Origin of the sequence: Actinosynnema sp. NPDC059335 (genome assembly GCF_042752395.1) — a bacterium.
Taxonomy (GTDB): domain Bacteria; phylum Actinomycetota; class Actinomycetes; order Mycobacteriales; family Pseudonocardiaceae; genus Actinosynnema.
This window is the reverse complement of record NZ_JBHYXZ010000147.1, coordinates 1-20604: the sequence shown is the minus strand read 5'-3', so window position 1 is coordinate 20604 and position 20604 is coordinate 1. Positions and strand designations below refer to the sequence as shown.

18 protein-coding genes are annotated in these 20604 nt (G+C 73.4%); 7 read left to right on the top strand and 11 right to left on the bottom strand.

The features are described from left to right. Positions 1–153: 153 nt before the first annotated feature. On the top strand, positions 154–621 hold the full coding sequence (locus ACFXGA_RS32415; RefSeq protein ID WP_378094562.1) for a hypothetical protein: 468 nt from the start codon (positions 154–156) through the stop codon (positions 619–621). A gap of 3 nt (positions 622–624) precedes the next feature. Here the strand turns inward: ACFXGA_RS32415 and ACFXGA_RS32410 are convergent, their stop codons facing one another. From ACFXGA_RS32410 to ACFXGA_RS32375, 8 genes are all read right to left on the bottom strand, one after another. Next, entirely contained in the window at positions 625–1188 is a 564-nt protein-coding gene (locus ACFXGA_RS32410; RefSeq protein ID WP_378094560.1) for a DinB family protein, read from the bottom strand. Then, positions 1185–1772: a TetR/AcrR family transcriptional regulator gene (locus ACFXGA_RS32405; protein ID WP_378094558.1), complete on the bottom strand. Its 588-nt coding sequence runs from the start codon at positions 1770–1772 to the stop codon at positions 1185–1187. The genes ACFXGA_RS32410 and ACFXGA_RS32405 overlap by 4 nt, the downstream gene beginning before the upstream one ends. Before the next feature lie 22 nt (positions 1773–1794). Beyond that, positions 1795–2550: a hypothetical protein gene (locus ACFXGA_RS32400; protein WP_378094556.1), complete on the bottom strand. Its 756-nt coding sequence runs from the start codon at positions 2548–2550 to the stop codon at positions 1795–1797. Next, entirely contained in the window at positions 2537–3997 is a 1461-nt protein-coding gene (locus ACFXGA_RS32395) for a substrate-binding domain-containing protein (RefSeq protein ID WP_378094554.1), read from the bottom strand. Before ACFXGA_RS32395 ends, ACFXGA_RS32400 begins: the two co-directional genes overlap by 14 nt. After that, entirely contained in the window at positions 3994–5190 is a 1197-nt protein-coding gene (locus ACFXGA_RS32390) for a hypothetical protein (RefSeq protein ID WP_378094552.1), read from the bottom strand. The genes ACFXGA_RS32395 and ACFXGA_RS32390 overlap by 4 nt, the downstream gene beginning before the upstream one ends. Before the next feature lie 82 nt (positions 5191–5272). Next, positions 5273–6034, bottom strand: coding sequence for an SDR family NAD(P)-dependent oxidoreductase (locus ACFXGA_RS32385; RefSeq protein ID WP_378094550.1), 762 nt, complete (start codon positions 6032–6034; stop codon positions 5273–5275). Then, the gene (locus tag ACFXGA_RS32380) at positions 6035–7237 is read right to left on the bottom strand and encodes an acetyl-CoA C-acetyltransferase (RefSeq protein WP_378094548.1); all 1203 of its coding nucleotides are present in this window, start codon (positions 7235–7237) and stop codon (positions 6035–6037) included. Positions 7238–7254: 17 nt separating this feature from the next. Beyond that, positions 7255–8400: an acyl-CoA dehydrogenase family protein gene (locus tag ACFXGA_RS32375; protein ID WP_378094566.1), complete on the bottom strand. Its 1146-nt coding sequence runs from the start codon at positions 8398–8400 to the stop codon at positions 7255–7257. Positions 8401–8566: 166 nt separating this feature from the next. On the opposite strand from ACFXGA_RS32375, the gene ACFXGA_RS32370 reads away from it, so the two are divergent. Further along, entirely contained in the window at positions 8567–9109 is a 543-nt protein-coding gene (locus ACFXGA_RS32370; RefSeq protein WP_378094564.1) for a TetR/AcrR family transcriptional regulator, read from the top strand. A gap of 325 nt (positions 9110–9434) precedes the next feature. Further along, positions 9435–10598: a cytochrome P450 gene (locus ACFXGA_RS32365; RefSeq protein ID WP_378094546.1), complete on the top strand. Its 1164-nt coding sequence runs from the start codon at positions 9435–9437 to the stop codon at positions 10596–10598. A 162-nt stretch (positions 10599–10760) separates the two neighbouring features. Here the strand turns inward: ACFXGA_RS32365 and ACFXGA_RS32360 are convergent, their stop codons facing one another. Then, positions 10761–11033, bottom strand: a complete 273-nt coding sequence (locus ACFXGA_RS32360; RefSeq protein ID WP_378094544.1) for a GlsB/YeaQ/YmgE family stress response membrane protein — start codon at positions 11031–11033, stop codon at positions 10761–10763. A 15-nt stretch (positions 11034–11048) separates the two neighbouring features. Further along, positions 11049–11984 carry a sporulation protein gene (locus tag ACFXGA_RS32355; RefSeq protein WP_378094542.1) on the bottom strand — a complete coding sequence of 312 codons (936 nt, stop codon included), beginning with the start codon at positions 11982–11984 and terminating at the stop codon, positions 11049–11051. 157 nt (positions 11985–12141) lie between these two features. Here ACFXGA_RS32355 and ACFXGA_RS32350 point away from each other — a divergent pair, with 157 nt between their 5' ends. The 3 genes from ACFXGA_RS32350 to secA2 all read left to right on the top strand — a co-directional run bounded on the left by ACFXGA_RS32350 (position 12142) and on the right by secA2 (position 18548). Next, complete coding sequence (locus ACFXGA_RS32350) at positions 12142–15108, top strand: carboxyl transferase domain-containing protein (protein ID WP_378094540.1); 2967 nt, start codon at positions 12142–12144, stop codon at positions 15106–15108. Between the two features lie 14 nt (positions 15109–15122). Next, positions 15123–16052, top strand: coding sequence for an MFS transporter (locus tag ACFXGA_RS32345; RefSeq protein WP_378094538.1), 930 nt, complete (start codon positions 15123–15125; stop codon positions 16050–16052). Between the two features lie 177 nt (positions 16053–16229). Next, positions 16230–18548 (top strand): accessory Sec system translocase SecA2, encoded by a 2319-nt coding sequence (gene secA2 / locus ACFXGA_RS32340; protein WP_378094537.1) that lies wholly within the window; start codon positions 16230–16232, stop codon positions 18546–18548. Positions 18549–18596: 48 nt separating this feature from the next. Here the strand turns inward: secA2 and ACFXGA_RS32335 are convergent, their stop codons facing one another. Beyond that, positions 18597–18863 carry a hypothetical protein gene (locus ACFXGA_RS32335; RefSeq protein WP_378094535.1) on the bottom strand — a complete coding sequence of 89 codons (267 nt, stop codon included), beginning with the start codon at positions 18861–18863 and terminating at the stop codon, positions 18597–18599. 406 nt (positions 18864–19269) lie between these two features. Here ACFXGA_RS32335 and ACFXGA_RS32330 point away from each other — a divergent pair, with 406 nt between their 5' ends. Next, positions 19270–20568 (top strand): tannase/feruloyl esterase family alpha/beta hydrolase, encoded by a 1299-nt coding sequence (locus ACFXGA_RS32330; RefSeq protein WP_378094533.1) that lies wholly within the window; start codon positions 19270–19272, stop codon positions 20566–20568. The last annotated feature ends 36 nt before the right edge of the window (positions 20569–20604 follow it).

Genomic DNA, 20604 nt, shown 5'->3' with positions numbered 1-20604 from the left:
GGCGGGGGGGGGGGGGTGGGGGGTGTGGGGGGCGGGCGGCGGCCGCGGCCGCGCCCGCCCCCGCCCCGCCTGGGCGGGGCCCGGGCCCACCCCCGGGGGGGCCCGGCGCCCGCCTGCGTCGTGCCACGGGCGGCCGCCCCTACCATCGACGCCGTGAAGTACCACGAGGCGGAGAAGGCGGTCCGCGACCTGGTCGCGGCGGCCGGGGCGCGGGGCAGACGGCGGCTCGGCGCGGCCGTCGTCGAGCGGCTGACCGGCGACGACGAGTCGGCGGAGGCCGCCGAGGCGGAGTTCGACGACGACGCGCGGCGGGCGTTCGAGGCGGCCCGCGAGGACCCGGCGGGCAGCACGTCCGCGCAGCTGCGGGAGTGGCTGGAGCGGATCGACGAGGGCACGCTCTCCGACGGCGACATGGACCCCCGGCTCGTGTTCGCGCTCGAGGCGCTGGACCGGTGGGCCGCCTACCTGGACGACCCCGAGGACGTCGAGGCCGTCGCCCGGCTGGCGATCGTGTCCCTCGAAGAGGTCGACTACCGGGTGTCGGCGGACCTGGACGACTTCCTCGGCACGCCCGAGATGGCGGCCGAGTTCGAGCGGATCACCGCGCTGCTGCGGGGCTGACGCTCAGTCGTCCGCCTCGCGCGCCACGCGTTCGAGCCGGTCCCGGTAGGCGGGCCAGTCCACCGCGCCCAGGTTGTCGGCGTCCGGGCGCAGGCCCGCCGCGCCGTCGATCAGCTCGCGCACGATGTCGGCGTGGCCGGCGTGCCGGTTCGTCTCGGCGATCACGTGCACCAGCACGAGGTGCAGGGTGACCTGCCGGCGCTCCGCCGGCCACCACGGCACGACGCCCGGCGCGTCCGGGTCCAGCTCCTCGATCGTGGCGTCCGAGTGCGCCCACACCCGGCGGTAGAGGGCGATCACGTCCTCGCGCGACTCCTCGGCCGTGGCCCACATGTCGGCGTTCGGCTCGGCGTCCTCGGCCGCCCACGGCAGGGGTTCGGCGAACGGGCGGCCGAACGTGTCGCCGAAGTAGCCGACCTCGACCCCGGCCAGGTGCTTCACCAGGCCCAGCAGGTTCGTGCCCGTGGGCGTCAGCGGGCGGCGCACGTCGTAGGACGACAGGCCGTCGAGCTTCCACAGCAGCGCTTCGCGCGCCGTGCGCAGGTAGCGGTGCAGGTCGGACTTCACGAGTCTCCTCCCGGGACGGGGCGCAGCGACGCCAGCAGCAGGTCGGCGAAGTGCCGCCCCACCTGCTTGGCCGACAGCGGGCCGTCCGCGCTGTACCACTGGCCGAGGTGGTGCACGGAGCCGAAGAAGTAGTGCACGGTCAGGTCCGCGGGCACGTCCGCGCGGAACACGCCCTCCGCCTGCCCCTCCTCGACCAGCGACCGGAACCGCTCGTGGTAGCGCCGCCGTTCCGCCCGCATCTCCCGCCGCTTGTCCTCGGCGAGGTGGTCGGCCGACCGGAAGTAGACCCGCGCCTGGTCGAAGTTGTCCACCGACGTGACCACCACGTCGACCGCGGCCGCGTGCAGCCGCTCGGCCACCGGCGCGGACCCGGCCGCGAAGTGCTCCAGCCGCTCGGTCTGCATGCGCAGCAGGCTGCCGTAGATCTCGTGCAGCAGGTCGTCCTTGGACCCGAAGTAGTGGTACATGGCGCCCTTGGTGACGCCCGCCAGGTCCACGATGTCCTGCACCGCGACCCGGTCGAAGCCCTTGGCGGCGAACAACCGCGTCGCGGCGTCGATCAGCCGTTCCGGTACCGATGCCATGGGCCAAGCATCGCACGCCCGCTCACTGGAACATGGCGATCGGCCGGATGACCAGCTGCTGCGCGTCCGCCTTCCACGCCTGCACCTTGCCCAGGCAGCGGGCCTGGAACCCGCCCTCGGGCACGACGTCGTCGCGCAGCCCGGTGTGGTGGCACTCGACCCGCACCTGCGGCCCCTCCTCCGGGTCGTCCGGGTCGCCGAACGGCGCCAGGAACACGGTCGTGCCGTCCCGGTCGGACGCCACCCGGAACACGCCCTTCACCGACACGTACGAGTCGATCCGCCGCAGCCGCACCGCGTCGCCCTCCCGGAGGTGCTGCTCCAACGCCGCGTTCCGCAGCACGGTCAGGTCGCGCAGGTCCACGTGCACGACCGCGGACGCCGACTCCAGCGCGTCCAGCAGCAGGCCGACCACCGCGATCGGCTCGTACTGCTCGATGTAGGTCTTCACCACCTCGCGCCCGGACGTCCGCGCGCCCTCCAGCCCCAGGTCGAGGCCCTTCAGCGCGATCTTGCCGTCCTTGGTGACGCCGACGCGGTCCACGACCTCCTTGGTCATGGCGTCGCCGTACCGGCCGACCTGGTAGAGGTCCATCACGGACTTCTCGTGCAGGTAGATCGTCAGGCCGGGCGCCTCGCGCGGCGGCGCGTAGCGGCGCCGGGACCGCCACGCCCACACGGCGACCCCGGCGGCCACGACGAGCGCGAGCGCGGTCACGATCCACACGACCGCCCACGGCCACCACACCGACCACCACAACGCCCTATCGACAGCCACGGATCTCCTTCACCGCCTCCAGCAGCGACCCCGCGCCCGCGTCCACGACCCGCCCGCCGGTCGCCCGCGCCACCCGGTCCAGCTCCGCCGGGTCGGCCTCGCCGAACCGGATCGCGTACGTGCGCGCCGGCGGCGTCGGCCACGCGGCCAGGAAGTCGTCCGCGCTCATGCCGGCGTTGTTCTCGCCGTCGGTCATCAGCACCACCGCGCCGTCGCCGACGACCCGGTAGGCGTGGTCCAGCGCGGACCAGATCGCGGTGCCGTCGGCCAGGTCGGCGGACGCCAACGCGCCGGCGAGCGCCTCCAGGTCGGCCGGGCCGCGCACCGTGACGGCGCGCTCCTCCAGCACGGTCCCCGCGAACCGCACCAGCGCGACCGTCTCCCCGACCCGGAACCGGTCGAACCCGCCCGCGCGGCCCAGCGTGGCGAACGCCTCCCGCAGCCCGGCGATCCGCGCGCCCGCCATGGACGTCGAGTGGTCCAGCACGAACACCACCCGGGCCGGCCGGCCCGCCCGGTCGTAGGCGGCGAGCAGGGCGTCCACGACCTCCTGCGTGCCGGGGAAGTACAGCGCCGTGCCGAGGGGTTCGCGCAGCGCCTCGACCCGCTCGACCTGCGGGTCGACGGGACGGCGGTAAGTGCGCTCCATGATCGCCCGCTGGGCGGACGGCGTGCGCAGCCACTCCACCACCCGGTCGTAGGCGGCCCGCTTGTCCGGTTCCAGCAGCATCAGCGGGTAGTCGGACAGCACGATCCCGTCGCGCGGGTACACGACCTCCAGCGGTTCGCGGAGCTGCCCGGACGCGTTCAGCGACAGCACCGTCGACTCGTAGGCGAGCACGGCGTCCACCTCGTCCTGCCGCCGCACGTACTCGTCCCCGACCTCCGCCGCGCCGTCCGCGCCGAACACCCGCCCGGCGAGGAAGCCCTGGAGCTTGTCGCAGGCGACGTCCTCGGGCCGCAGGGCCGCGCCGGTGCCCGCAGCGGCCGTGGCCACCCCGATCAGCGCCGCGAGCCCGCTGCCCGACACCCTCGGGTCGGCCATCCCGAACCGCAGCTCCCCCGCCGCCGCGCGGCTCGCCACGTCGGCCCAGGACGCGCCGCGCAGCGCGTCCGCCTTGCCCGCCTTCACGCCCACCACCAGCGGCGACAGCATCGTGCTGGTGGACAGGGGCAGGTCGGCCCCCTTCAGCTTCAGGTACCGGTTGGTGGCGAGCCAGGCCAGGTCGTGGTCCACGCCCGCGGCCAGGTCCTCGCTCGCCCGCACCGTGCCGCGGTGGTCGAGCCTCAGCTCCACCCCGGTGTCGCGGCGCAGGTCGGCCAGCACCGGGGCGAGGTCGGCCAGCTCGGAACTCGCCAGCACGGTCAGCGTGACCCGCTCCGACGGGCCGGTCGCGCAGCCCGCCAGCACGGCGGCCGCCAGCAGCAGGAGCAGGGCGGGCCTCACAGCGGCACCCGGATCTCCGGGCAGCGGCCCACCTGCCGGATCATGGCCTCCAGCTCGGGCGGCTTGGGCAGGAAGCCCTCGGTGCGGCTCAGCTCCGGCTCCGGCAGCCCCTTGTCCTTCAGCAGGTCGTTCAGCGCGGTGGACTCCTCGTTGTCCAGCCGGAAACCCAGCTCCAGCGCGCGTCGGCGCAGCCGCGGGTCGGCGCGCACCAGCTCGCCGACCCGCTCGCCGGCCGGGCTGAACGCGATCAGCCACGGCTCCGTGCGGTGGTGCGCGTCGGGGTAGAGCAGGACCCGTTCGCGGTCGGCCCGACCGTGCTTGGCCACCTCCGAGAGCTGGTAGGCCAGGTACTGGTGCTCGTACATCACGCCGACCGGGGCGGTGGTGCGGCCGTCCGGGTGGAAGAACGTGGTGCCGATGCCGGAGCCGTGCAGGCCCTCGATCTCGAAGACCGGTTTGATCGTGGCGGCGACGGCCAGCGCGTCCTGCTCGGTCGGGGCGGCGGAGTCGTTCGCCGCGAAGGCGACCAGGCCGAGCCACGCCGAGCCGGAGTAGGAGTCGCACGGGTTGGGCGTCTGGGCGACGATCCGGTTGCGGTTGGGCACCGGCTGCCGCAGCCGCTCCCACGTCATCGGCGGCCCGTCGGCGGCCAGGGACAGCCGGACGAACGCGGTCAGGTCGAGGGTGTAGTACAGGCCCTGGCCGTCGGGCTGCTCGCGCGCGATGCCCTGCGCGGCCAGGGCCTGCGCGTACTCGCGGAACGCGCCGAGCACGAGCGGGCTGGCGAACGGGTAGAACACCCGGCCGCCGAAGCGGTCCCGGATCAGCTCGCCCGCCGCCTGCCCGGACGGCATCACGAAGTCGAACTCGCGCACCCGGTCCTGCCGGTCGCGGGCGATCTCGCGCGAGCCGCCGGAGTCGGTGACGCGCACGTCCACGCCGTGCGACATCAGGATCCGCCGCACCTCGGCGTCCTGGAAGTACACCGCCTTGGACGCCATCATCGCGGTCACCACGGTGATCCGCTGGAACGGCAGCGTCACCGTGCCGGCCGCGAACAGGGCGATCGCGCCGACCAGCGCGATGCCCGCCGACACGGCGAACGGCAGCACGAAGCGCTTGCGCCGGAACACCGGCCTCGGCGGGTCGAGGATGGTCAACCCGGGTTCTTCGGTCGTGCTCCTCTCGACCACGGAACTCCCCCGTGCGGTCGGTGATCTCCCCTGCCCACGAGGGTAGATCGCCGTGCCGCCCGGGTGGGTTACAACCGGGGGATCAGCCGCCCAACGTCACGCCGCCGTCGACCACGAACGTCGCGCCGGTGGTGTAGCCGCCCGCCGCCGACGCGAGGAACACGACGGCCGCGGCCAGCTCCTCCGGGTCGCCCACGCGGCCCATCGGCAGCCGCGCGATGTGCGACTCCAGGTAGCCCTCGGGGTACTGGTCGGTCATCTCGGAGGCGAAGTAGCCGGGCGCGAGCGCGTTGACCCGGATGCCCTTGCGGCCCGTCCACTGCCGCGCCAGGTCGCGGGTCAGGCCGAGCAGGCCCGCCTTGGACGCCGAGTAGGCCGCCTGCGGCAGGCCGCCGGACACCAGGCCGAGGACGCTGGAGACGTTGACGATCGAGCCGCCGTCGGTCATCACGGCCGCGGCGGCCTGCGCCATCCAGTACGCGCCGTTGAGGTTGACGTCGACCACGCCGAGGAACTGCTCGGGCGTCTCCCGGGACGCGGGCACCGCCGACGCGACGCCCGCGTTGTTCACCAGCACGCGCACCGGGCCGAACGCGGCGGCGGCCCGCGCCACCTCGCGGCAGTCGTCCGGCTGCGCCACGTCCGCCTGCACGACGAGCGCGCGCCGTCCCGCGTCCTCGACCAGCCGCGCGGTGTCCTTGAGCCGCTCCACCCGCCGGGCGGCGAGCACGACGTCCGCCCCCGCCTCGGCGAGGCCCTTCGCGAACGCCACGCCGAGGCCGGAGGACGCGCCGGTGACGATCGCGACCTGCCCGTCCAGCCGGAACCGGTCCAGGATTCCCATTCAGCTCAGCCTCTCCAGGATGATCGCCATGCCCTGACCGCCGCCGACGCACATCGTCTCCAGCCCGAACCGCGCGTCCCGCGCGCGCATCCCGTTGATCAAGGTCGTCATGATGCGGGCGCCGGTGGAGCCGAACGGGTGGCCCAGGGCGATCGCGCCGCCGTGCACGTTGAGCTTGTCCATGTCGATGCCGAGCGCGCGCTGGCTGCCGAGCACCTGCACCGCGAACGCCTCGTTGATCTCGACCAGGTCGATGTCGTCGATGGTGAGGCCGGCGTGCGCGAGGGCCTGCTTCGTGGCGTCGACCGGGCCGAGGCCCATGATCTCCGGCGAGAGGCCGGACACGCCGGTGGACACGATGCGCGCCAACGGGGTCAGGCCCAGTTCCCGCGCCCGCACGTCGCTCATGACGACGACGGCCGCCGCGCCGTCGTTGAGCGGGCAGCAGTTCCCCGGCGTGACCGTCCCCTGTGGACGGAACGACGGGTTGAGCGCCGCGACGGCGTCGTAGGTGACGCCGCGGCGCGGGCCGTCGTCGGTGGCGACGACCGTGCCGTCGGGCAGCGTCACGGGGGTGATCTCGCGGTCGTAGAAGCCGTCCGCGACGGCCTTCTCGGCCAGGTTGTGCGAGCGGACGCCGAACTCGTCCTGGTCGCGGCGGCCGATGCCCAGCAGGGTCGCCACGTTCTCGGCGGTCTGGCCCATCGCGATGTAGTAGTCCGGCAGCAGGCCGTCCTCGCGCGGGTCGTGCCACGGCTCGTTGGTCCCGGCGGTGCGCTCGGTGCGCGCGCGGGCCTCGTCGAACAGCGGGTTGAGGTGCGGGTCGCCGTGGCGGTAGCGGGACACGCACTCGACGCCCGCGCTGACGAACGCGTGGCCCTCGCCCGCCTTGATCGCGTGGAACGCCATCCGCGCGGTCTGCACCGAGGACGCGCAGAACCGGTTGACCGTGGTGCCGGGCAGGGTGTCCAGGCCGAGCTGCACGGCGACGCGGCGGGCCATGTTCTGGCCGTGCTCGTCCTGCGGCTCGGCGCACCCCAGGTGCAGGTCCGTGATCGTGGCGGGGTCGAGTTCGGGCACCTGGTCGAGCGCGGCGGCGACGACCTGCGCGGCCAGGTCGTCGGGGCGCAGGTCGACCAGCGACCCCTTGCGCGCCCGGCCGATCGGGGACCGCGCGGTGGCGACGATGACAGCCTCGGGCATGGCGGTGCTCCTGGGGTCTAGAGGCCGAGGTCGCGGCCGATGAGTTCCTTCATGATCTCGTTGGAGCCGGCCCAGATCCGGGTCACGCGGGCGTCCATCCAGGCGCGGGCCACGCGGTACTCGGTCATGTAGCCGTAGCCGCCGTGCAGCTGCACGCACGCGTCGATGACGTCGTTCTGCACGTCCGCGCTCCACCACTTGGCCTTGGCCGCGTCCACGGCGGTCAGCTCGCGCCGGGTGTGCGCGTCGGTGCACCGGTCCAGGAACGCCTGCGTCACGTCGATCTTGGTGACCAGCTCGGCGAGGGTGAACTTGTTGTGCTGGAACGAACCGATGGCCTGGCCGAACGCCTTGCGCTCCTTGGTGTACCCGATGGTCTCCAGGAGGATCTGCTCGGCGTGGGCGAGGTTGGAGATCGCGCCGCCGAGCCGTTCCTGCGGCAGGCGTTCCATCATGTGGATGAAGCCCCGGTCGACCTCGCCGATGACGTTCTCCGCCGGCAGGCGGACGTCCTCGAAGAACAGCTCCGCGGTGTCGGACTCGGGCTGGCCGACCTTGTCGAGCTTGCGGCCGCGCTCGAAGCCCTTCATGCCGGTCTCGACCGCGAACAGGGTGATGCCCTTGGCCTTCTTCTCCGGGCTGGTGCGCGCGGCGACCACGACCAGGTCGGCGGAGTAGCCGTTGGTGATGAAGGTCTTGGAGCCGTTGAGGACCCAGTCGGAGCCGTCGCGCACCGCGGTGCTCTTCAGCGCGGCCAGGTCGGAGCCGCCGGAGGGCTCGGTCATGCCGATGGCGGTGGTCAGCTCGCCGGAGCAGAACCGGGGCAGCCAGCGCCGCTTCTGCTCCTCGGTGCACAGGTCCACCAGGTAGGGCGCGACCACGTCGCCGTGGATGCCCAGGCAGGACGACATGCCCGCGCTGACCTTGGCCAGCTCCTCGCCCAGGACCGCGTTGAAGCGGTAGTCGTTCGCGCCGCTGCCGCCGTGCTCCTCGGGCACCTCCAGCCCCAGCAGCCCCTGCCTGCCCGCCTCCAGCCACACGTCGCGGTCGATCTGGCGCTGGTGCACGAACCGCTCGTAGTTCGGCCTGAGGACGCGGTCGCAGAACGCCCGCGCGGTCTCGCGGAACGCCTCGTGGTCGGGTTCGAACAGCGTGCGGCGCACTTCTCGCATCCTCCATACTAAGCGGTTGCTTAGGTCTAAGCGTCTGCTTAGCCTGCGGTATCGTTCGGGTTCGTGTCAAGGAGGGTCGACTGTGACGACGACCGGTGGTGAGTTCGCGCTCCTGGACGAGACGTGGTCGTCCGTGACGCCGCCGGCGGCGCGGCGGATGCTGATCGCCGCGGCGGCCGCGTTCTCGGTGCGCGGGTACCACGCGACGACGACCCGCGACATCGCGGCGCAGGCCGGCATGTCGCCCGCCGCCGTCTACATCCACTACCGGTCCAAAGAGGAACTGCTGTTCCACATCTCGCGGGTCGGGCACGCGACGTCGCTGTCGGTGCTGACCGGCGTGACCGAGGCGGAGCCGGTGGCGCGGCTCGCGGCGGCGGTGCGGGCGTTCGCGTCGTGGCACGCGGAGTACCACACGACGGCCCGCGTCGTGCAGTACGAGCTGAGCGCGTTGACGCCGGAGCACCTGGCCGAGGTGGTCGCGCTGCGGCGGCGGATCGAGGCGGCGGTGCGCGGGATGATCGAGACCGGCGTCGCGGCCGGGGTCTTCGACGTGCCGGACGTGCGCGGGGCGACCCTGGCGGTGTTGTCGCTGTGCATCGACGTGGCGCGCTGGTACCAGCCCTCGGGCCGCCGCACGCCGGCCGAGATCGGCGACCTCTACGCCGACCTGGTGCTGCGCATGGTGGGCGCGGCCTGACCGACCGCGAGAGTCCAACCCCCACGGCGCGAGAGTCCAACACTCGGGGCGCGTGAGTCCAACGCTCACGCACCCCGAATTCAACGCTCACGACGAAAGGCCGTGCTCCGGGCGTCCCGCCACCGCGGACGGCTCCCGCCGCGGTTGTCACACGATCGCGTCGTCCGGTCGACGGGGCGGCCGGGACGACGGACCGCTGTCGCTGGATCGGGTGTCGTTGAATCGGGTGATGGCGGTGTTCCGTCACCCGGTCGCGCCGGATCGGCGTGCACCCTGGGGAGGGGAGGGCCGCACCGCAGCGGCTCCCGGGCACGGGGAGGTCGTCGTGGTCATCGGCACGCCGGTCGCGCACGACCCCCTGCCCGACCTGCTCACGCCCCGCGGCCTGCGGGACCCGGAGACGGTGTGGTCGGCGGTGCGCCGCCGCGACCGGGTCTGGCGCAGCGAGGTGCTGGACTCCTGGGTGGTGGCCGACCACGCGACGTGCGCCGCCGTGCTGCTGGACGCCGGGTGCTTCTGCTCGGACTGGCGCCGCATCGGCGACGACGTCCCGCCCTCGGCGCTGTCGGTGCAGACCCTCGACCCGCCGGCGCACACCGCGGCGCGCAAGCTGCTCGTGGCCGCGTTCCGGGCCCGGGACTGGGAGGGCTTCACCCGCCGGGTGGAGGACCGCGTCCACGCCCGGCTCGACGCGGTGGCGGGCCGGCCCTCGTTCGACTTCATGGCCGACTTCGCCGTGCCGCTCGCGCTGGAGGCGGTCACCGACCTGCTCGGCGCCGACCCGCCCGACACCGCGTCCTTCGCCGCGCTGTCCTCGGCCATCGTGGACTCGATGGACTACGCGCTGCGCCCGGAGACCGCGGCGCCGGGCCGGCGGGCGCGGGCCGAGCTGGCGGAGCTGACCGGTGACTGGCTCGCCCACCCCACGCGTGACGGGATCATCGGCTTCCTCGCCGCGCACCGCGACGACGGGGTCGACGACGGCGTGCTGCGCAACTCGCTGCGCGTCGTCCTGCACTCCGGCTACGAGTCGGCGAGCCGCCTGCTCGGCAACGCGCTGCTCGCGTGCCTGGACGAACCGGGGACGCTGGAGCGGTTCGCCGACGGCGTGCCGGACGCGGCGCTGCAGGAACTCGTGCGGCTCGCGGGGCCGGTGCAGGCCGAGGCGCGCGGCTGCGTGGCGGACACCGAGCTGGCCGGGCGGCCGATCCGCGCGGGCGAGACCGTCACCGTGCTCCTCGGCGCGGCCAACCGCGATCCGGACGTGTTCACCGAGCCGGGGTCGCTGCGCCCGGACCGCCGGCCGAACCCGCACCTGGGTTTCGGCCGAGGGCCGCACGCCTGCCCCGGCTCGACGCTCGCCCTGGTGCTGGCGCGGGCGGTGCTGACGGCCGTGGCGCGCCGGGGGCCGCGGCTCGTGGAGGAGCCGGTGTTCCACCGCAACGCCACGCTGCGCGGCCTGGAACGGCTCGTCGTGGCGACGGGATGACAACGCCGCCGGCGTTCACGCGCGGCGGCGACGGGAAGGGGGGACGATCATGCGTCACGTGCACTGACCACCGGGTGAACGAACGGCAGGGGTCCTCGTGGGAGGACCCCTGCCTCGACCCTCCGGGGCGGGCTGTCGGCCGGTCGGCGGTCCGGCGCGGGCCTAGCGGACGGATTTCTTGCCGTAGAACCCCGCCACGAGGCTGACGCCGATGGCGGCGATGATCACCTGCACGATGATCTCGATCCAGTCGATGCCGGGGGTGTCCTCCACGCCGAGCGCCCGGGCGATGAACGTGCCGATGAACGCCGCCACGATGCCGACGATGATCGTCAGCCAGAGGGGGATGGCCTGCTTGCCGGGCGCCACGAGCTTGCCCAGCAAACCGAGGATGAGACCCACGATCAGAGCGCTGATCACACCGCCGATGCCCACGATGCCTCCTGCGGGTTAGTCGCCTTCGAAGAAGTCCCCGATCTCGTCGAGGGCCTCGCCCATCATCATCCCACCGAACACGCCGGCCGCAGCCCCGGCGACCACGCCGCCGGCGCCGATTCCCCCGCCGTGGTGACCGCCGCGGTGACCGCCGTGCAGCCCGTAACCGCCGGCAGAACGCCTGCCCGCCACCTGGTCCATCCACTGGTGCAGCAGGCCGGCCCAGTCCGTGCGGATCACCTCATCGTGGGACATGGCGAAGTGCCCGAACGTGTCGCCGCCCGCGCGGAACAGCCCGCCGCGGCGGTCGGCCTCCAGCACCACGTACAGCCGGTGCGGGTCGGTCACGAAGGTCAGCTCCAGCTGGCTGATCTTGCCGAGGAACTGGCGCGGCGGCAGGAACTCGATCTCCTGGTAGAACGGCAGCTGCTGCGGCACGCCGTGGATGCGCCCAGACTCGTTGTCCGCCCGCTGGAAGTGGAACCCGAGCGCGCCGAACGCGTTCAGGACGTGCTCCTGCGAGGGCAGCGGGTGCACCGCCACGGGGTCGAGGTCGCCGGGGTCGACCGCGCCGCGGACCTCCAGCTCGGTGCGCAGGCCCATGGTCATGCCGTGCAGGTGTTGACCGTGCACGACGGTCAGCGGTGTCTCCGGCGGCACGGGGAACCGGAACGGCAGCGCCAGGTGCTGTCCCGGCGCGACGGTGATGCGCCGGCCGACCACGGCGCGGGCGAACTCGACGGTGCGGTTGTGCTCGTTGTCGCCGCTCTCCACCTCGACCCGGGTGACGAGGGAGAGCTTGACCTCGTCGATGTCGGCGGCGTGGTCGCCGCCCGCGATCCGGACCTCGCCGGCGAGCGGCTCGCCCGGCCGGACGTTCGGGTTGGCCAGGACCGTGTCCACCGTGGGACCGCCGACCCCGAACGCGCGCAACATCCTCTTGAAAACCACGGTGGTGCCTCCTGGCCTGCTTCTCGGTCACGCCCTCGGGCTCGTCTCGCTGCAAGGACGCCTCGGTGGGTGCATCGGTTCCCTCTGGACGAACGCTAAGCGCAGGTGCCAGTATGCGACCGCGGTCACATACTAAGCGGTCGCTCAGGAGGTTCCCGTGCCCACGCTGCTCGTCGCCAACCGGGGTGAGGTCGCCGTCCGGGTGCTGCGCGCCGCCGCCGACCTCGGCTGGCGGACCGTCGCCCTGGTCACCGACTCCGACGACGCCCACGGGCGGTTCGCCGACCGGGCGGTCCGCCTGCGCGGCTCGTACCTGGACGTGGACGCCGTGCTCGCCGCCGCCGACGGGTGCGACCTGGTGCACCCCGGCTACGGCTTCCTGGCCGAGAACGCCGTCTTCGCCCGCCGCTGCGCCGAGGCCGGCCTGACCTTCGTCGGGCCGCCGCCGGAGGTGCTGGAGCTGCTCGGCGACAAGAACCGGGCCCGCGCCCTGGCCACCGAGGTGGGCGTGCCGGTGCTCGCGGGCGCGGAGGACGGGTTCGAGGACTTCTTCCGCGCGCACGGCGCGGTGGTCGTGAAGGCCGTCGCCGGCGGTGGCGGCAAGGGCGTGCGGGTGGTGCGGCGGCTCGCCGACCTCGCGCCCGCCGTGCAGCGGTGCCGGGCCGAGGCGCTGGCCGCGTTCGGCGACGGCACGGTGTTCGTGGAGGAGCTGCTGGAACCGGCCCGGCACGTCGAGGTGCAGCTCGTCGGCACGACGGTGCTGGGCGACCGGGACTGCTCGGTGCAGCTGCGGCACCAGAAGCTCGTCGAGGTCGCGCCCGCGCCCGACCTGTCCCCCGGCCTGCGGTCCGCGCTGCACGACGCGGCGGCGGCGATCGCGCGGGCCGTCCGCTACACGGGCCTGGGCACGGTGGAGTTCCTGGTCGCGCCGGACGGCCGGTTCGCCTTCCTGGAGGCCAACCCGCGGTTGCAGGTGGAGCACACCGTCACCGAGCAGGTCACCGGGCTGGACCTGGTGCGCGCGCAACTGCTGCTGGCGACCGAGGTGGAGCCGGACCTGACGCACACACCGCGCGGCAGCGCGCTGCAACTGCGCGTGAGCCTCACGTCGACGGGACGGCTGTCGGCGTTCGTCCCGCCGACCGGGCCGGGGGTGCGGGTGGACACCCACGCGTCCGCGGGCTACCGCGCGGGCCTCGACTTCGACCCGCTGCTGGCCAAGGTCGTGGTGCACGCCGACGACCCGGACACCGCGCTGCGCCGCGCCCGCCGCGCGCTGGACGAGTTCACCGTGGACGGTGCGAAGACCAACATCGGTTTCCTGCGCGGGCTCCTGGACCACCCGGACATCCTCAAGGCGCACACCGGCCTGGTGGACTCGCTGCCCCGCGAGGACACCGGGGCCCGCTCCCCCGTGCGGGGCACGGTCGTGGCGGTCGAGGACGGCACGGTCGTCGTGGAGGCGATGAAGATGCAGCACGTCGTGCCGGTCGGCGACGCGCGCGTGCTGGTCGGGGTCGGCGACACGGTCGCGGAGGGCGCGCTGCTCGCCGAGGGCGTGGACGTCGCGGTCGAGGAGAAGTCCGTCGAGGCCGACCTGGACGACGTGCGCCCCGACCTCGCGGAAGCGCTGGCGCGGCACGACTTCTCGCGCCCGGAGGCGGAGGCGAAGCGGCACGCGGCGGGCCGCCGCACGGTCCGGGAGAACATCGCCGACCTGTGCGACGACTTCGTGGAGTACGGCGGGCTGGCCATCGCCGCGCAGCGCCGCCGCCGGTCGCTGGACGAGCTGGTCGAGCGCACGCCCGCGGACGGGCTCGTGGCGGGCGTCGGCCGGGTGAACGGCCGCCAGGTCGTCGCGATGTCCTACGACTACACGGTCATGGCGGGCACGCAGGGCCTGCGCAACCACGCCAAGAAGGACCGGATGTTCGCGCTGGCCGAGCAGCGGCGGCTGCCGGTGGTGCTGTTCGCCGAGGGCGGCGGGGGCCGGCCGGGCGACACCGACCACGGCGGCGTCAGCGGCCTGGACTGCCTGGCGTTCCACCTGTTCGCGAAGCTGTCCGGGCTGGTGCCGCTGGTCGGCATCGCGTCCGGCCGCTGCTTCGCGGGCAACGCGGTGCTGCTGGGCACGTGCGACGTGGTGATCGCCACCCGCGACGCGACCATCGGCATGGGCGGCCCGGCGATGGTCGAGGGCGGCGGGCTCGGCGTGTTCCGGCCCGAGGAGATCGGGCCGGTGGACGTGCAGGCGCCCAACGGCGTGATCGACGTGCTGGTGTCCGACGAGGCCGAGGCCGTCGCGGCGGCCAGGAAGTACCTGTCGTACTTCCAGGGCCCGGCGGATTCCTGGGAGTGCGCCGACCAGCGCCGGCTGCGGCACCTCGTGCCGGAGAACCGGGTCCGCGCCTACGACGTGCGGTCCGTGGTGGAGACCGTCGCCGACACCGGCTCGGTGCTGGAGCTGCGACCGGGGTTCGGCCGCGGCATCGTCACCGCGCTGGTCCGGGTCGAGGGCCGGCCGCTCGGCGTGCTCGCGAACGACCCCGGCCACCTCGGCGGCGCGATCGACTCCGACTCGGCCGACAAGGCCGCGCGGTTCCTGCGGCTGTGCGACGCGTTCGACCTGCCGGTGGTGTCGCTGTGCGACACGCCGGGGTTCATGGTCGGCCCGGACGCCGAGCGCACCGCGAGCGTGCGGCGCCTGACCCGGATGCTCGTGACCGGCGCGAACCTCGACGTGCCGTTCGGGTTCGTGGCGCTGCGCAAGGCGTACGGCCTGGGCGCGCAGGCGATGGCGGCGGGCAGCCTCAAGGTGCCGCTGTTCGCGGTGTCGTGGCCCAGCGGCGAGTTCGGCCCGATGGGGCTGGAGGGCGCGGTGCGGCTGGGGTACCGGCGCGAGCTGGACGCCGTGGACGACCCGGCGCAGCGCAAGGAGGTGTTCGAGGCGATGGTCTCGGCCGCCTACGAGCACGGCAAGGCGCTCAACGTGGCGTCCGCCTTCGAGATCGACGACGTGATCGACCCGGCCGACACCCGGCGCTGGATCACCACCCTGCTCACCGGTCCCGACCCCGCCCCGGCCGGGACCGGCAAGAAACGCCCGTTCGTGGACACCTGGTGAAAGGGATTCCGCACATGGTCACGACCGCTCCCCCCGAGCGGCGCACGGTGGGCGGGCAGTGGGGCGGTGTCGTGCTGCTGCTGACCGAGACGGCGGGACCGGGGCGGCGCGGGTTCGCCGGCACGTTCGGGCAGGCCGGCGTGCCGCTCGGGGTGATCCTGGGCAACGTCGCGTTCCTCGTCGTGGGCGCGGTGGCGCCGGCCGCCTCGTTCGCCGCGTGGGGGTGGCGGGTGCCGTTCCTGGCGAGCGCGCTGCTGTTCCCCGTGGTGCTGTTCATCCAGCTCAAGATCGAGGACAGCCCGGTGTTCCGGGAGATCCAGGCCCAACGTCCGTCCGGGCCGCCGCCCGCGCCGCTGAAGGAGGTGCTGCGCAGGCACCGGCGGCCGGTGGTGCTCGGCGCGGGGCTGATGTTCGCGTCCAACGCGGTGTTCTACGTCAGCATCGCGGGCGTGCTGGACTACGCGACCCGGGAGCTGGGGTTGGCGCGGAACTCCGTGCTGGTCGTGACGCTGGTGTCGTCGCTGCTCAGCGTGCCGGTGATCCTGCTGGCCGGCCGGTGGTCGGACCGGCACGGCAGGCGGCCGCCGATCGTGGCTGGCGCGGTGGCGATGGCCGTGTGGGCGTTCCCGTACTTCTGGCTGATCGACACCGGGTCGCTCGGGCTCGTGTTCGTCGCGCTGGCCGTGTCCGGGATCGCGTCGAGCCTGGTCTACGGGCCGGTGGCGGCGTACCTGGCGGAGCTGTTCGAGCCGCGGGTGCGCTACTCCGGCGCGTCCCTGGCGTACCAGTTGGCGTCGATCCTGGTCAGCGGCGGTTCGCCGGTCGTCATGACGGCGCTGCTGGCGGCGACCGGCACGTCGGCGTCGGTGTCGGCGTTCCTGCTGGTCATGGCGCTGGTGACGCTCGGGTCGGTGCTCGGGCTGCGGGAGACCCACCGGTCCTGACCGCGATCTCACGGGGGAAGGGGTATCCCCGATCGGGCACACCCCTTCCCCCACAGGGGGACCGACCGCGAACGAGGTGACGATGAGTAGCAACACCGGCCGAGGGCGTCGACCAGGAGTGAATTGTCAACCGGGTGACGTGCGGAACGTTGCGCGCTTGCCGTACGTTGCGGTGCCGTGACCACTCTCCTGGGACGGTTCAAGCAGCGGCTGCGCCGGTTCGCGCAGAAGCCCGGCTCCGCCGACCTCACGCCCTACCGGAAGCTGCTCGACGAGGTGAACGAGCAGGCCGAGCGCGTGGGGAAGCTCAGCGACGAGGAACTGACCGCCGCGGCGGCCGCACTGCGGGACAAAACGGACTTCGGCCGCGCCGAGCTGGTGGAGGTCTGCGCGCTCGGCCGCGAGGCCGCCGACCGCGCGCTCGGCCTGCGCCCGTTCGACGTGCAGATCCTCGGCGCGCTCGGCCTCCTGGAGGGCCACGTGGTCGAGATGGCCACCGGCGAGGGCAAGACGCTCTCCGGCGCCATCGCCGCGGCCGGCTTCGCGCTGCGCGGCGACCAGGTGCACGTGGTCTCGGTCAACGACTACCTCGCCCAGCGCGACGCCGAGTGGATGGGCCCGCTGTACGCGCTGCTGGGCGTGAGCGTGGGCTGGATCAACCAGAGCTCCAAGCCGGAGGAGCGCCGCGCCGCCTACCAGGCCGAGGTCATGTACGCGTCGGTCTCCGAGATCGGCTTCGACGTGCTGCGCGACCGGCTGGCCACCGACGAGGGCGACCTGATCGTGCCCGAGCCGCGCGTCGCCCTGGTCGACGAGGCGGACTCGGTGCTGGTGGACGAGGCCCGCGTGCCGCTGGTCCTGGCGGGCTCCACGGCCGGCCCGGCGGTCGACCCGGCCCTGGCCGACCTGGTCAAGCGGCTGCGCCGCGACCTGCACTTCGAGATCGACGACGAGGAGCGCAACGTCTACCTGACCGGCGCGGGCAGCGAGCTGGTCGAACGGGCGCTCGGCGGCATCGACCTGTACTCCGACGAGCACGTGTCCACCACGCTGAGCAAGGTCAACGTGGCCCTGCACGCCCAGGTGCTGCTGCACCGGGACGTGGACTACATCGTCCGCGACGGCAAGGTACACCTGATCAACGACACCCGCGGCCGGATCGCGAAGCTCCAGCGCTGGCCCGACGGCCTGCAGGCGGCGGTCGAGGCCAAGGAGAACGTGGCCACCACGGACGCGGGCGAGGTGCTGGACTCGATCACCGTGCAGGCCCTGCTGAGCCGCTACCCGACGGTGTGCGGCATGACCGGCACGGCGGTGGCCGTGGCCGAGCAGCTGCGCGACTTCTACAAGCTCGAGGTCCTGGTCATCCCGCCGAACGTGGAGACCATCCGGGAGGACGAGGCGCCCCGGCTCTACACGACGCTGGAGCAGAAGGAAGCCGCGATCGTCGCCGAGATCGAGAAGGTGCACGAGACCGGCCGCCCGATCCTCGTCGGCACGCTGGACGTGGCCGAGTCCGAGCGCCTGTCCCGCAAGCTCGCCGAGGCGGGCCTGGAGTGCGTGGTGCTCAACGCGAAGAACGACGCCGAGGAGGCGGCGATCATCGCCGACGCGGGGTCGTTCGAGCGGATCACCGTGTCCACCCAGATGGCGGGCCGCGGCACGGACATCCGGCTCGGCGGGCACGAGTCGACCGACCACGAGCGCATCGCCGAGCTGGGCGGCCTCTACGTGATCGGCACCGGCCGGCACTCCAGCAGCAGGCTGGACGACCAGCTCCGCGGCCGCGCGGGCCGCCAGGGCGACCCCGGCGGCTCGGTGTTCTTCTCCTCGCTGCAGGACGACCTGGTCACGCAGTACGTGCCCGACCACGACGAGCCCGCCGAGGTGGACGAGGACGGCCGGATCACCGACTCCGGCACGCTGCACACCGTCGAGCACGCGCAGCGCGTGGCCGAGGGCGTGCACCTGGAGATCCACCGCAACACCTGGCGGTACAACAAGCTGATCGAGCACCAGCGCCAACTGCTGCTGGAGTACCGGGACAAGCTGCTGCGCACCGACCTCGCGTGGCGGGAGCTGTCCGAGCGCAAGCCGGACAAGGCGCACGAGCTCAAGGACCTGGACGAGCAGGTGAAGGTGAAGGCGGCCCGGCTGATCGCGCTGCACCACCTCGACCAGCGGTGGAGCGACCACCTGCAGTTCCTGACCGACCTGCGGGAGGGCATCCACCTGCGGGCGCTGGCGCGGCAGAACCCGCTCGACGAGTTCCACCGGGAGGCCATCCCGGCCTACCACAAGATCGTTCCGGACGCGTGGGACGAGGCCGAGGAGACCTTCGCCAAGGTGACGATCGACGCCGACGGCGCGCACCTGGCCGAGGCGGGCGTCAAGCGCCCGAACACCACCTGGACCTACCTGGTCAACGACAACCCGTTCTCGTCCGGCCTGGAGGAGACGTTCAAGGGGTTGGTGAAGCTCGTCCGGCGCCGCTAGCCGCGCCGGGTGCGCGGGCCGGGAGTCAGGCCCGGCCCGCGCACGCGGTCAGCGGAGGGGTGCGGAGACCTTCCGCTCGCCGACCGGCTCGGCCTGGCGGGGCAGCGCGGACGGTCTGGGCATCCGCTGCGCCACCGCCTGCTCGGTGAGCGCCCGGATCTCCGCCAGGATGTCCAAGTGCTGCTGGGACGGTGGCGGACCGACGAGGTTGGAGTGGTCGAACGCGGTGCGTTCGGCCCGGTGGGCCAGGTTCTGGATGCGCCGGATCAGGTCCCACTCCTGGTCAGTGCGCGTAGAGCGCCGTTGCTCAGTCACCCCGGAAGCAGACACCTCACGCCGGGTGAACGTAAATCACCTGGCAGTGCGAACTTCACTGGGTCGTTTCAGCTACCCCGGCCGAGGGCGTCGAAACGCACCGATCGTGCGACTCAAGGTCGCCACCGCCGGGCGAGACGCCACGCCGCGCACCCGCCGACCGGCCGTCACAGGGCCGTTCGGGCGGTCGTGACGGCGTCCCGTGCCGCGATCGCGCACCAGGCGAAGTCACCCGACCCGGTGGTCGGGCCGGTGACCGTGCGGGGTGACTCGGTGCTGTACCGACCACCCCTGTGAGGGTCACTCGCAGGTGCGTCGCGGATGGGTTCACGCACCACATCCGCCCCGGTGGCCATGGCGACCGGAGCCATTCCGCGCCGCGCCCCGCGGTCCTACCGTGCCTCGGGTGAACATCGCCGTTCCGCTGATCGCAGCGCTCCTCGCGACGACGGCGCAGGCCGTTCCCGCGTCCGCCCACGGATGCGGTCCCCTGCGCGTTCCGGGTGCCGAGCACCAGGAACTGACCCACCTCGCCGACCTGTCCACCGCCGGCGGCCGCACCGACCCGGCCGACTGGGCCGGGCTGACCCCGGCGGGCCTGCCCGCGCCGACGCCCGTGGCGGGCACGCAGGTGGACGGCTACTTCCCCGACTCCTCGACCGGCAACACCAACCACGGCTGGGCGCACGACTCGCAGTTCGTGATCCGGCTGCCGGAGCGCTGGAACGGCGGCCTGGTCGTGACCGGCTCGCCGGGCGTGCGCGAGCAGTACGCCAACGACCGGGCGATCAGCGACTTCGTGCTGGCGCGCGGGTACGCGTTCGCGTCGACCGACAAGGGCAACACCGGCGCGGCGTTCCACCGCGACGGCACGCGGCCGGGCGACGCGATCGCCGAGTGGAACCACCGGGTCACCCAGCTCACCCGGGCGGCGAAGGCCGTGGTGGCGCAGCGGTACTGCCGGCCGCCGTCGCGCACGCTGGCCACCGGCATCTCCAACGGCGGCTACCTGGTGCGGTGGCAGCTGGAGAACCGGCCGGAGCTGTACGACGGCGGCGTGGACTGGGAGGGCACGCTGTGGACGGCGCGGGGCCCGAACCTGCTGACGTTCCTGCCGCCCGCGTTGAAGGGCTACGCCACCGGCGACAAGGCGGCGGTCGTGGCGGCCGGGTTCCCCGCCGAGTCGGAGTTCCTGTGGCCGTTCCACCACCAGTACTACTGGGACCTGACGCAGCGGATCTACCGCGAGGAGCTGGACCCGGCCTGGGACGGCGACCTGGAGGCGGGGACGCCGTTCTGCGCGCCCGGCACGCCGCTGTGCGACGCGGACTACGACTACGCGTCCCGGCCGGCGGCGCAGCGCGCGGTCGAGCGGATCGCGCTGACGGGGCGGATCGGCAAGCCGCTGCTCACCCTGCACGGCACGCTGGACGTGCTGCTGCCGATCACCCGCGACTCCGACGTGTACGCGGACATGGTGCGCCGGGCGGGCCGCGACGCCCTGTTCCGCTACTACCGGATCGAGGGCGGCACGCACGTGGACTCGCTGTACGACGCGTTCCCGGACCGCCTGCGCCCGCTGACGCCGTGCCACCGGTCGGCGTTCGCCGCGCTGGAGGGCTGGCTGTCGGGCGTCCGCCCGCCGGCCTCGACCACCGTGCCGCGGCCGGCGGCGGTGACCGCGACGGAGTGCGCGCTGGCGTGACCCGGCGACCCCGCCGCCCGGCGCCCACTGGGGGCG

Excerpts from the sequence above, each read along its gene's own strand:
- ACFXGA_RS32405 (WP_378094558.1), bottom strand. The coding sequence starts at position 1,772 with ATGGCATCGGTACCGGAACGGCTGATCGACGCCGCGACGCGGTTGTTC.
- ACFXGA_RS32385 (WP_378094550.1), bottom strand. The coding sequence starts at position 6,034 with ATGGGAATCCTGGACCGGTTCCGGCTGGACGGGCAGGTCGCGATCGTC.
- ACFXGA_RS32380 (WP_378094548.1), bottom strand. The coding sequence starts at position 7,237 with ATGCCCGAGGCTGTCATCGTCGCCACCGCGCGGTCCCCGATCGGCCGG.
- ACFXGA_RS32370 (WP_378094564.1), top strand. The coding sequence starts at position 8,567 with ATGCTGATCGCCGCGGCGGCCGCGTTCTCGGTGCGCGGGTACCACGCG.
- ACFXGA_RS32345 (WP_378094538.1), top strand. The coding sequence starts at position 15,123 with ATGGTCACGACCGCTCCCCCCGAGCGGCGCACGGTGGGCGGGCAGTGG.